This window comes from Bacteroides sp. RTP31139st1_H2_RTP31139_211217 (assembly GCF_040227615.1).
Lineage (GTDB): Bacteria > Bacteroidota > Bacteroidia > Bacteroidales > Bacteroidaceae > Bacteroides > Bacteroides uniformis.
The window spans coordinates 1-12,068 of the sequence record NZ_JBCNZM010000147.1 but is presented as its reverse complement, the minus strand read 5'-3'; the positions used below and the strand labels follow the sequence as shown (position 1 = coordinate 12,068).

Below are 12,068 nucleotides of genomic sequence, written 5' to 3'. Positions count from 1 at the left end.
CGGGCGTAGAGAAGCGGGACATCAGGTATTCAAAGGCACGGGCATCTGTAAAAGCCGACTTTAGCCGCCTGGCTACCATTGACTTGGCTACTCCCGGAGGTCCCAGGAGCAGAATGCTCTCGCCTGCCAGAGCTGCCAGCAGGGAGAGGTTTATTTCAGTTTCTTTTTCGTATACTCCCCGGTTCATTTCGGAAAGGAGGAGACGAATGCGTTGGGTTATTTCCACAATATGATTTATTTATAGTCAGTACTCATGTATAAAGAAAAGCGTGTAAAGATACCAAATAGTAGGGAAATCAGAGAGATTCTTATTAAGATTCACTATCTTTGGAAAACAAATACACACAGACACGCACACACACGTTGTGATTTGCTTTCATTTCCTATATCTATTACCATTTCTACCTGGAGACAAATTGTCCCCAGGTAAGTGACCAGTCCTTCATCGGGTCAGTCCCTATTATTGGGGATTTAACAATCCCCCCTCTTTTGCCGAAAACTAAAACTTTCTTCCCCAAACACTACTCTTCGTATCACTATATTTTATACCTTTGTTCACTAAGAATTAATCGTCCCATACCCATTTCTGTTTCGTCCGACAGCTGTCGGACGATAATTAAACAACTGTTGGACGATAATGCAACAGTTGTCGGACGATTAGTTTTTAGGAAGAAGAAAATTAATCCGCTTAGCGACAAAAATAATTCCCCGAAGCGACGAGAACTGTTTATCGCTATAAACAAAAATAAATATCTTATGAGCGCGTATTACGACCTTTACGAAACGCCTTCGCCCGACGGGAAAGAAGACAAGAAATCACTCCATGCACGTATCTGCCCGAAAAGGACTTATACCCAAAAGGAGTTTGTGGAACATATCGCAACTTTCCAACATCTGCCCAAGAATGTGATAGGAGCAGCATTGGATGCCTGCATTGACGAGTTGTGCGACCTCCTTGCCAACGGAAACATCGTGGAACTGGGAGAACTCGGCTTCTTCAGCACTTCACTGAAATGCTTGCGCGAGACCGACGATGAGAAAAAGAAAATCCGTTCCGAATCCGTCCAATTCCAAAACGTGCACCTGCGCATCAGCAGCACGTTCCGCAACAACATCAAGAAGAAAATGACGTTGGAACGTGTACACTCCACTACCAAGAAATCGAAAAAAGTAGTAGAGACCACCGAAGCAACAAGAAAAGCCGAACTGGAACTGTTCCTCAAGCAGAATGTATGCATCAACAAGAACGAATACATCCAATTGAGCGGACTAACCAGACATGCCGCCATAGACGAGCTGAACAAATTCATCCGGCAAGGGTTCCTGCGCCGCCGCGGAATGGGAAGGTCAACGGTCTATGTGCGGCAAGAAAAAGACACAGCAAACGAAATTTAGGGGGGGGCGAACACAGAGACACAAAGACATAGAAATTAATGCTTTATCTCTTTGAAAAGAATCTCTGTGCCTTGGTATTTTCGTGTTCATCCCCCCAAATAATAAAACAACAAACAATGGAAAAATCAACAGAACCCCAACCCTGCACGCAGTGGTTCGTCTTCTTCAAAGACCAACTGCTGCTGAAAAAAGGATATACAGACAAAGGAGAAATAAAATACAGCGTACCCGTCAGTATAGAGCCTCCTCTGACACCGGAAGCCGGAAGTAATATACACGAAGTGTTCCCACCCAACGGCAAGCAAGTACGTGCATTTGCTTTGGAACAGCTCGTGGCCGAAACCGATGAATGGGTCATGATAGGCCTGCGCGCATCGTACGACTACATCTCGCCGGACGAGTACCGTTCTGCAGGAAAGGCCTTCCAGATACTCTATTGGGACGAGCACAGCCGCTTCTGCCCCGTGTGTGGCACCGCCATGGAGCACCAGACCCCCATCATGAAGAAGTGTCCCAACTGCGGCAATGAGATGTACCCTCCCGTTTCCACCGCCATCATTGTACTGATACGCAAAGGAGACGAAATCCTGCTGGTGCATGCCCGGAACTTCCGAGGAACCTTCTACGGACTGGTGGCAGGCTTCCTCGAAGCCGGCGAGACACTGGAAGAATGTGTAGAACGGGAAGTTTTTGAAGAAACGGGGCTGAAGGTAAAGAACATCACCTACTTCAGCAACCAGCCCTGGCCCTACCCCAGCGGATTGATGGTGGGTTTCATTGCCGACTACGAAAGCGGGGAGATAAAACTGCAGGAAGATGAGCTGACCGCTGCCGCCTTCTATTCCAAAGACAACCTGCCCGAAATTCCACGAAAGCTGAGTATCGCAAGAAGGCTGATAGACTGGTGGATGGAGAACAATTAAAAATTAAAGAATTAAAAAGAGGGGGGAAGAAATTTAAAAAAGCAAATTGCGGAAAACACACACTCACAAACGAACAACTACGAATGAAACGACTCTCATTCACATCAACCAATCGGTGTGTAACCGCAATCTGCATATACTAAACTTCCCTGCAAACGTTTTGTTCATCAACCATCGGGTTTAAGTCTTTATTTAAGTTTTCTTTCAACACAGAAGCAAAAGGAAGAGGCGCAGCCCTCACGGGTTACGCCTCTCCGAACACTATATACACATTTTTTCCTCTTTCCTATCAAATGCCGAGTGACTTGCGCACTGCCTCCACTTTCTTCTCAGCTTCGGCATCGGCGCTGGTATAGCATTTCGGACAACCCATCTCGCCCTTCACCTCGATATAGAACTTAATCTTCGGTTCCGTACCGGAAGGACGGACAGAAATCTTCGTGCCGTCTACAGTGAAATATTGAAGTACATTGGAAGTCTCGGGCATATCCAGCTTGCTTACGTTGCCCTGGGCATCAGTCAGTTCCAGCGTCTTGTAATCCTTAATCAGGCTGACAGCCGAACCACCGATTTCCTTCGGAGGATTGGCACGGAAGTTATCCATCATCGCCTTGATTTCCTCGGCACCACTCTTACCGGGTTTCACCACGTTCACGGTGGTTTCCTTAGAGAATCCATATTCTACATAGATTTCCATCAATACGTCATAGAGTGTCTTGCCCTGGTCTTTGGCCCAAGCACAGATTTCGGCCAGCAAAGAGCAGGCAGAAACCGCGTCTTTATCACGGACAAAGTCTTCGGCCAGGAAGCCATAGCTTTCTTCACCACCACCGATATACTGCTGCTTACCTTCACTCAGACGGATTTCGCGGGCAATCCACTTGAAGCCGGTGTAGCAGTCGCGCATTTCAATCTTGTTCTTGTCTGCCACAGCCTTGATGAGTTCGGTGGTCACGATGGTCTTCACGATGAAGTCGTTCGGCTGCATCTTACCCATTGCAATACGGTTCTTGATGATGTAGTACAAGAAGATGAGACAAGTCTGGTTACCATTGATAAGCACCCACTCGCCCTTATCGTCCTTGCAGGCCATACCGACACGGTCGGCATCCGGGTCACTTGCCATTACGATGTCAGCGTCAATCTTCTTAGCCAGCGCAATGGCCATGGAAAGGGCTTCGGCATTTTCGGGATTCGGAGAAACCACTGTCGGGAAATTGCCGTCCTTCACCATCTGTTCGGGCACGCAGTTGATATTCTCAAATCCCCACTCCTTCAATGAGTCCGGAATAAGCACGCGGCCTGCGCCATGAAGCGGAGTATACACAATGCTGAGGTCTTTCTGGCGACGGATGACTTCGGGGTCGATAGAGATGGAGTGAACCATTTCCAGATAAACCTTATCCACTTCCTTGCCGATAATCTGAATCAAGTCCTTGTTGCCGTTGAACTTGATGTCGGCCACCGTCACCTTGTTCACCTCGTCTATGATGGCCGTGTCGTGCGGAGCGAGCACCTGCGCACCGTCATCCCAATAAGCTTTGTAGCCGTTGTATTCTCTGGGGTTGTGGCTGGCTGTGATGTTGATACCGCTCTGACAGCCGAAGTGACGGATGGCGAATGAAACTTCGGGCGTAGGACGAAGGTCATCAAAAAGATATACCTTGATGCCGTTTGCAGAGAAGATGTCAGCAGAAATCTTTGCGAACTTGTCGCTATTGTTGCGGCAGTCGTGCCCCACAACAACGGAAATATCCTTCTTTCCGGCAAAACATTTGTTCAGATAGTTGGACAAGCCCTGTGTTGCGGCACCTACGGTGTAGATGTTCATGCGGTTTGTACCGGCACCCATGATGCCACGCAGACCACCCGTTCCAAACTCCAGGTCTTTGTAAAAACTGTCTATCAATTCGGTTTTATCTGGATTTTCCAACATGCGTTTCACTTCTGCCTGAGTTTCGGCATCATATGCCGGGGTAAGCCATTTTTCGGCTTTCTCAGTCACCTGCTTAATCAGTTCCTGATTTTCCATAAGACTGTTATTATTTTAAGGGTTAATATAAACTTTTTTGTAAGACACAAATGTAGAAGAATAAGTTCAAATATCCTAATTTTATTCAGGCATTTTATATCTGTCTCCCGTCTGCTTAACATACTCTTCAAGGAACTCCTTCGGGTATCCCGGGCGGATTACGCCTGCCGGCTGGCCAATGGAATTGCGTTCGAACTGACCGTTTTTCATACGCTTGACAACGCCGTCATTGTACTTTACGACAAGAAACTCGCCAAGACGTTTCCAGGTATCGAAAGTGCTTTGGGCGGTCATGTTCGTATAGTTGGTTAGGAATGCCTTCGCTTTGGCAGGGTCTTTTTCCAAAAGTTTGGCAGCAGCAGCCTCAACGCCCTCCTGCGCTTCGTTGAAGGTTGTCTCCAACTCTGTCTGAGTGGCACGCACGTCGTCTATCATCAAGTCATAGCGGGGATATACCATATTGGCCACCCAATTGAAAATCCAGAAAGCGGAGTTCCAGGAGAAAGTGATGTAATCGGCGCCGTCCACACGGGTGTAGCATACGGGAACCTTGTCCGTACAGCAGTATACGGGCGTAAATACCGTCATGTTGGCATCATCTGTGCCGAACCACAATACTCCACCGATAGGATCGGGCAACTCGGAGCGCATCTGTGCCACGAATACGAAACCGCTCTGCTGGGTGGAGATGGGACGTTCATTGAAGTATTCCTGGTCACCCACCTTGAAAGAAAGCGGGGAAAGGCGGTACGGGGTATGATACGGGCCTGCGCCGAAATCTTTGCTGATGTCGAGAGGAGTACCTTCATAATGGTCGCGCATGGCGTTCTTCACATCCTGCACGGAAACCTTGCGGTTGGGCTTCACAAACAGAGGCATCGGAGTGTTCGTCTCACCTAATATATAAGGCAGGAACTCGTTGCCACGGTCGGTAAACATATTGAAATAGCTCCATACACGGGCCTCGCAATAGCGACGGGCACCGAAATCGAGCGGAGCGTAGGCATCGGCAAAGCTGAAATCCTTGTTCACACCGTCAAAATAGCCCTTCTCGCGTGCAAAGGAGATGACGTCGGCGGAGTACATACAGTTCTCCTTGTCGTTCATGTTGAACTGATGAATGCGGCTCTGGTTGGCATGAGCAGAGATACAATCATCGGGCACGCGGACAGCCACCCATACGGCACCGCGCACACCGGGTCCCTTGCCAATCATCTCCATAATCCATATTTCGTTGGGGTCGGCAATGGTAAAAGACTCGCCACTGCTGTAATAGCCGTATTCCTGCACCAACTCCGTCATCACCTTAATGGCCTCGCGGGCGGTGCGTGAGCGTTGCAGACCGAGGTAAATCAGGCTGCCATAGTCGATGATGCCGGTGGTATCCACCAGCTCGGGACGTCCGCCGAATGTCGTCTCACCGATAGTGAGCTGGAACTCATTCATATTGCCGATGACATTGTACGTCTGGCGGGCCTGCTCTATCTGCCCGAGGTATTTGCCGGTGTCCCACTCGTGTATGTCAATCAGCGTACCTTTCTTGTGCATACCGGCAGGATAATGATATAACTCGCCGAACAAACCATAAGAATCGGCAGAATAGGAAACAATGGTAGAACCGTCCGCAGAAGCGTTCTTGCCCACGATAAGATTGGTGCAGGCCAGCGCATTCGCCACGGCTGCCACAACAAACAAGACGAAAAGAGTCAGTCTTTTACTTTTCATACTTCTAAATTATAATGTTACTAAATATTTCAGTCTTTACCATACAAATTCAAACTGTCCGGTGGTACGGTTGCCACAGCCATCCGTCACCGTCATCTCCACCACATGCTTGCCGCCTTTCTCCACATGTTTCGGGTCGAGCTCGCACACCAGGTTACCACTGATGGAATTGGGCTTTCCAAACAAGGCATACTTCCCGTCAATCGTACCCCGATAGGTATTGATGCCGGTTTCCTTGTCCTTGGCCTTGAAGATGATTTTTCCCGTACGTCCCCATTGGGCTTGGTTTAGGGGAGTTATCACCGGCGGAACCGTATCCACCGCCACGGTATAAGTCCCCAAATCCCGTATACGCACTTTCATGACACCATCCTCATACTTACCGCCAATACGATATTTTCCACCGCGTGCCGTTACGCCCGCCACATAATATTTGGCCATATCCTCCACCGGACGCCGGCGCAAGCCGATACGCAAATCGCAGGTACCGTGCATAGGAATACGGGTATCGTTCAATTGATAGGTGAAAGCGATGTCGCCACTATCAGCCCGCACGGAGTAGTTCAGCAAGACGTCATCGTAGAGCATTCCTTTCGGGATAACCAACTCCAGCCCCGGCTCCTGCAGATAGTTCACCTTGTCCCATTTGAGGGCGTATTTCTCACGATGTTCCACCGGAGCAATTATCGTCTTCTGTCCCTGCACTGTGAAGCGGACCTTGGAGATATTTCCCAGCGCATCTCTCAGCGTATAGACAAACCGGTAAGGGCGTTCTTCGTTGATGTCCACCAGTCCGCGATTGCCGTTGGATGCCTGCAGCATGCGAAGGCGGTTGCCCGGCTCTATGAAAGACTTCATGTACTGACCGTGTGTCCACGAATTGATATAGCGGTTCTCCTCATAGGCAAAGCGGTCTACCGTACTGCGGAAGACTTCCTCGCCGTCCACTTCGAGAATCACCGCCTTCACGCCATATTTATTCTGCACTCCGTCCATATAATCGTAGGCACGGATGCCAGCACCAATCAGTCCCCAGGCGATAATGGGTTTCGTAGGATGTGCCGGAAAAGCCCGTCGCGTCTGCTTGCCTTCCACCACTCCTTTTCCCGGCTGAGGAAACAGCATGATACCTTCGGCACGCGGGGCAGTCTTGTCCTTCACCTTGTCCATGAAGAAAGGCAGCGGGTCTATATATTCGTCCGTAGCCGTCTCTATCATATCCAGATGCAGGTGCGGACCGAAAGAGTATCCGGTGTTTCCGCTCAAAGCTATTATCTGACCGGCCTTCACGGGATATTCATCGGGTTCGGGAGTAATTTCCACCTCCCAACTTTCTTTCTCGTACTGCAAGTCTTCAACCCGGCGGGCCACATCGCCCACAAAGGCACTCAAATGGCGGTTTATCGTCGAATAACCATTGTCATAAGCCACATCGAGCACATAGCCCGAACCGTGGGTAACGCGGATACGCGAAATATATCCGTCGGCCAGAGCGCGTACCGGCTTGCCTATGGTTCCACCGGTCTTGAAATCCAGTCCGCCATGAAAATGGTTGGCACGTATCTCGCCGAAGTTACCGGAGAAGGTGATGGGGAAATCAAAAGGCGGGGTGAAGGAGGTCTTGTCTGTATCGGTTTCTTGGGCATAGCCGCTTTGCACACTACCAATAAAGAACAAAAGAGAGAAAAATATAGGATATTTCATATTTTGTACAGTCAATATTATTTTAAATGCATGCAAATATAAAAAGAATAGTTCTCTCTACCTACAGAAAGGTGCAATTATCATTGATTAAAACATGCATAAAAATTCTGTTGAAGAACATAGATACACCGATAACACCCAAGCCGGGAAATCGCTATATTGCGCCATGTTTAACCCCCCAATTAAAACTTTAAGGTTATGATTATCGGAGTACCTAAAGAAATCAAGAACAACGAGAACCGCGTGGGCATGACCCCTGCCGGAGTAGCCGAGTTGGTAAAAAAAGGTCATACGGTGTATGTGCAGGCCACGGCAGGCGCAAACAGCGGTTTCTCCGACGATGACTACATCGCCGTAGGTGCAAAGACTTTACCGACCATTGAAGACACGTATGCCGCAGCCGACATGATTGTCAAGGTAAAGGAACCTATTACACCGGAGTACAAACTGATTAAAAAGGGACAAGTGGTATTCACCTATTTCCACTTTGCAGCCGATAAATTACTGACCGAAGCCATGATTGAAAGCGGTGCCGTCTGCATCGCCTACGAAACCGTGGAAAAAGAAGACCGTTCACTTCCGCTGCTTACCCCCATGAGCGAGGTGGCAGGACGTATGGCTACCCAAGTAGGAGCCCGCTTCCTTGAAAAGCCACAAGGCGGCAAGGGAAAACTGATGGGCGGAGTAACGGGCGTACGTCCCGCACGCGTACTTATCCTTGGAGGTGGTATCGTGGGCACCAATGCCGCACAGATAGCTGCCGGAATGGGTGCCGAGGTACTGATTGCCGACATCAACCTTCCCCGCCTGCGCTACCTGAGTGAAGTGATGCCGAAAAACGTAAAGACACTCTATTCTTCCACCCATAACATCAAGATGGAATTGCCGAACATCGACATGGTAGTAGGTTCCGTCCTCATCCCCGGTGACAAGGCCCCGCATCTCATCACCCGCGAAATGCTGAAGATGATGAAACCCGGCACCGTACTCGTGGACGTAGCCATCGACCAGGGCGGTTGTTTCGAGACCTCCCATCCCACTACGCACAGCGATCCTACCTACATTGTGGATGGAATTGTGCACTACGCCGTTGCCAATATCCCCGGCGCCGTACCCTTCACCTCCACCATGGCACTGACAAATGCCACCCTGCCCTACACCGTTGCCCTGGCATGCAAAGGCTGGAGACAAGCCTGCAAGGACGACCCGGCTCTGGCGCAAGGATTGAACGTAGTGGAAGGCAAAGTAACATACAAAGCTGTAGCCGACGTCTTCGGGCTGAAATATGAGGCGATTGAGTTATAAGTTATAAGTGATGAGTGATTTGTTGGTATTTTCCTTTCAGCATGGTAGCGCAGCACAATTACCAACAAATCACTCATCACTCATAACTCCCCCCCAACAAAGAATCCTTCTTCCTCGCATACTCCCACCACATAGCGAGCAGTGTGATGCAGAGGTTGAAAATAAACGGAAATTCCTTGGAATTAGTGTGGAACAAGGTCTGAAAGAAGTCTGTAATGAACGGGGACAATAGAATCGCCAGATAATTCATTACCATTACAAAGGCCAGTGCCAAAGTTGTTTTTTCCGGTATAGCCGTATCTACTGTCTCGTCATAAATCAGCGGTTGAATGACACCATATCCCAAACCAACCAACATACATCCCGGTATTATCAGCCATTCTTTAGGCGAAATCCATATCAAAAGCAAACCCGCTGCAATGGACAAAAGGCTGTAAAACTTTGTGTGTTTCCCCATCCACTTCACGATATGCCCCAGGAAGAAACCCGGAGCCATAATGGCAAGGAAGAATAAGGAGATCATCAATCCGGAATTTCCGCTGGAGAAGTGATGGGCCTCCATCAAAAAAGGCAAGTCAAAAGTAACCGCCAGCACTACATACGTAGTGACGCCATAAAACAGCATCAACTGTAGCAGATGGCGGACATGGATGCCGTATTTACCGGGAATCGCACGCTTGGATTCCTCCGGAACAACGGTAGCCGTATCTTCTGTTTTCTGCGGCTGACCGGTATCTCCCTTCAAATACCCGACAAGCAGCAGAGAAACCAACGGAAGCAGATATACCACGAAAGGCAAGTGCCAGTTTACCTCTGCCAGATACCCAGTCACCGCCGTTGCCACAACCAGCGTCACATTGGTGATGGCAGAACTGTAACCAAACTGCTTTACCCTATACTCCCCCGTGAAATAACGTGAAACCAAACCGGTAGACAACGGGATTATCAGTCCCGAGCCAATGCCGAGCAAAGCACTGACCACCATCAACTGCCACATTTTGTCCGAAAAAAGATAAAGTACCCCACTGGCGGCAAACATCCAAAGTCCCACTTTCAGCAGACGCACAAAATCACGTTTCTCTGCCAGCTTGCCCGCCAACAGCACAAAAGGAATTATCAGCAGTGAAGGCAGGGAGGTAAGCATCTGTATATCCAGTTCCGTGGCATGTGGAAAAATGGTGGTAAGCTGTCCCAAAATAGGTGACACGGCCAATCCCGGCAAGGAAGTCAATGCAGAGACAGACCAAATGCCGACAAGCGTAATAAGGGGGATTGTACCCCTTCCGGTATTGATTTTCATATAGTAGTATATTAATTAAATGAATAATGTGGGAACAACAAACTTACCTTCAGAATGTTCGTTTTTTAAGATTTTACTACGCTGCCCTTTAATAAACGCCAAATAATGCAAAACCCAGGAACTTTCATCCGCAAACCCCGTTGTTGTGGGAAATTCGACGGGGAAAAGCCTCGCCGCCTAAACCTTTAAAAAACTTATTAATATGGAAGATTTGAATTTCAGAAAAGGAGATGCAAAAACTGAAGTATTCGGTTCAAACCGTATGTTACAACCCTCACCCGTAGAAAAGATTCCCGACGGACCTACTACCCCGGAAATCGCCTATCAGATGGTGAAAGACGAGACCTTCGCCCAAACGCAGCCTCGCTTGAATCTGGCTACATTCGTCACTACCTATATGGACGAATATGCAACCAAGCTGATGAACGAAGCCATCAACATCAACTACATTGACGAGACCGAATATCCGCGCATCGCCGTAATGAACGGTAAATGTATCAACATCGTGGCCAACCTCTGGAACTCTCCTGAAAAAGAAACCTGGAAAACCGGCGCACTTGCCATCGGTTCCTCGGAGGCATGTATGCTGGGTGGTGTGGCAGCCTGGTTGCGCTGGCGCAAGAAACGTCAGGCACAAGGCAAACCGTTCGACAAACCCAACTTCGTTATTTCAACCGGTTTCCAGGTGGTATGGGAAAAATTCGCCCAATTGTGGCAGATTGAAATGCGTGAAGTGCCTTTGACACTGGACAAGACCACGCTCGACCCCGAAGAAGCCTTGAAGATGTGTGATGAGAACACCATCTGTATCGTGCCTATCCAAGGCGTTACATGGACAGGACTGAACGATGACGTCGAAGCCCTCGACAAAGCCCTCGATGCCTACAATGCGAAGACCGGCTACGACATTCCTATCCACGTAGATGCCGCCAGCGGCGGTTTCATCCTCCCGTTCCTCTATCCCGAAAAGAAATGGGACTTCCGTCTGAAGTGGGTACTCTCCATCAGCGTCAGCGGACACAAATTCGGTCTAGTTTATCCGGGTCTGGGCTGGGTTTGCTGGAAAGGCAAGGAATATCTGCCCGAAGAAATGTCATTCAGCGTAAACTACCTCGGTGCCAACATTACTCAGGTAGGCCTGAACTTCTCCCGTCCTGCCGCACAGATTCTGGGTCAATATTACCAGTTCATCCGTTTGGGATTCCAGGGTTACAAGGAAGTACAGTACAACTCTCTGACCATCGCCAAGTATATCCATGACGAAATCGGCAAGATGGCTCCGTTCGTAAACTATTCCGACGAGGTTGTGAACCCGCTGTTTATCTGGTATTTGAAACCGGAATATGCAAGAGCTGCCAAATGGACTCTGTATGACCTGCAGGACAAGCTGTCACAACACGGTTGGATGGTACCCGCCTATACACTGCCTTCAAAGCTGGAAGACTACGTCGTAATGCGCGTCGTTGTTCGCCAAGGATTCAGCCGCGACATGGCAGACATGCTGCTGGGTGACATCAAGAATGCCATCACGGAGCTGGAGAAACTGGATTACCCGACTCCTACCCGTATGGCACAGGAAAAGAACCTGCCGGTGGAAACCAAAATATTAGGGTGTCCAGTTTGTTGTACCAATTTTAGCTCACTTTCCTAAGCGTTTTGGTTCGTTCTGTAACCCAGTTTTTGG

General features: G+C 49.0%; 9 protein-coding genes. 4 read left to right on the top strand and 5 right to left on the bottom strand.

What is annotated here, in order from left to right; all coding sequences use genetic code 11:
• Positions 1–226: AAA family ATPase (locus ABUA47_RS19055; protein WP_349831899.1), on the bottom strand; the 226-nt coding region annotated here is incomplete at its 3' end.
• Between the two features lie 530 nt (positions 227–756).
• Between ABUA47_RS19055 and ABUA47_RS19050 the strand changes: the two genes are divergently transcribed.
• A complete protein-coding gene (locus ABUA47_RS19050) occupies positions 757–1,395 on the top strand; it encodes an HU family DNA-binding protein (RefSeq protein ID WP_022400812.1) in 639 nt (212 codons plus the stop codon).
• A gap of 116 nt (positions 1,396–1,511) precedes the next feature.
• Positions 1,512–2,318 carry an NAD(+) diphosphatase gene (gene nudC / locus ABUA47_RS19045; RefSeq protein WP_057252798.1) on the top strand — a complete coding sequence of 269 codons (807 nt, stop codon included), beginning with the start codon at positions 1,512–1,514 and terminating at the stop codon, positions 2,316–2,318.
• A gap of 289 nt (positions 2,319–2,607) precedes the next feature.
• Here the strand turns inward: nudC and ABUA47_RS19040 are convergent, their stop codons facing one another.
• The 3 genes from ABUA47_RS19040 to ABUA47_RS19030 all read right to left on the bottom strand — a co-directional run bounded on the left by ABUA47_RS19040 (position 2,608) and on the right by ABUA47_RS19030 (position 7,779).
• On the bottom strand, positions 2,608–4,350 hold the full coding sequence (locus ABUA47_RS19040; RefSeq protein ID WP_008664768.1) for a phospho-sugar mutase: 1,743 nt from the start codon (positions 4,348–4,350) through the stop codon (positions 2,608–2,610).
• 81 nt (positions 4,351–4,431) lie between these two features.
• Entirely contained in the window at positions 4,432–6,075 is a 1,644-nt protein-coding gene (locus ABUA47_RS19035; RefSeq protein ID WP_057252793.1) for a C69 family dipeptidase, read from the bottom strand.
• A gap of 36 nt (positions 6,076–6,111) precedes the next feature.
• Positions 6,112–7,779, bottom strand: coding sequence for a M23 family metallopeptidase (locus ABUA47_RS19030; RefSeq protein ID WP_035448794.1), 1,668 nt, complete (start codon positions 7,777–7,779; stop codon positions 6,112–6,114).
• Between the two features lie 198 nt (positions 7,780–7,977).
• Between ABUA47_RS19030 and ald the strand changes: the two genes are divergently transcribed.
• The gene (ald, locus tag ABUA47_RS19025; RefSeq protein ID WP_035448795.1) at positions 7,978–9,084 is read left to right on the top strand and encodes an alanine dehydrogenase; all 1,107 of its coding nucleotides are present in this window, start codon (positions 7,978–7,980) and stop codon (positions 9,082–9,084) included.
• Between the two features lie 76 nt (positions 9,085–9,160).
• On the opposite strand, the gene ABUA47_RS19020 is transcribed toward ald, so the two are convergent.
• Positions 9,161–10,384 (bottom strand): MFS transporter, encoded by a 1,224-nt coding sequence (locus ABUA47_RS19020; RefSeq protein ID WP_057252791.1) that lies wholly within the window; start codon positions 10,382–10,384, stop codon positions 9,161–9,163.
• 202 nt (positions 10,385–10,586) lie between these two features.
• Here ABUA47_RS19020 and ABUA47_RS19015 point away from each other — a divergent pair, with 202 nt between their 5' ends.
• On the top strand, positions 10,587–12,035 hold the full coding sequence (locus ABUA47_RS19015) for a glutamate decarboxylase (RefSeq protein WP_349824529.1): 1,449 nt from the start codon (positions 10,587–10,589) through the stop codon (positions 12,033–12,035).
• Positions 12,036–12,068: the final 33 nt, after the last annotated feature.

Excerpts from the sequence above, each read along its gene's own strand:
- ABUA47_RS19050 (WP_022400812.1), top strand. The coding sequence starts at position 757 with ATGAGCGCGTATTACGACCTTTACGAAACGCCTTCGCCCGACGGGAAA.
- nudC (WP_057252798.1), top strand. The coding sequence starts at position 1,512 with ATGGAAAAATCAACAGAACCCCAACCCTGCACGCAGTGGTTCGTCTTC.
- ABUA47_RS19040 (WP_008664768.1), bottom strand. The coding sequence starts at position 4,350 with ATGGAAAATCAGGAACTGATTAAGCAGGTGACTGAGAAAGCCGAAAAA.
- ABUA47_RS19035 (WP_057252793.1), bottom strand. The coding sequence starts at position 6,075 with ATGAAAAGTAAAAGACTGACTCTTTTCGTCTTGTTTGTTGTGGCAGCC.
- ABUA47_RS19030 (WP_035448794.1), bottom strand. The coding sequence starts at position 7,779 with ATGAAATATCCTATATTTTTCTCTCTTTTGTTCTTTATTGGTAGTGTG.
- ald (WP_035448795.1), top strand. The coding sequence starts at position 7,978 with ATGATTATCGGAGTACCTAAAGAAATCAAGAACAACGAGAACCGCGTG.
- ABUA47_RS19020 (WP_057252791.1), bottom strand. The coding sequence starts at position 10,384 with ATGAAAATCAATACCGGAAGGGGTACAATCCCCCTTATTACGCTTGTC.
- ABUA47_RS19015 (WP_349824529.1), top strand. The coding sequence starts at position 10,587 with ATGGAAGATTTGAATTTCAGAAAAGGAGATGCAAAAACTGAAGTATTC.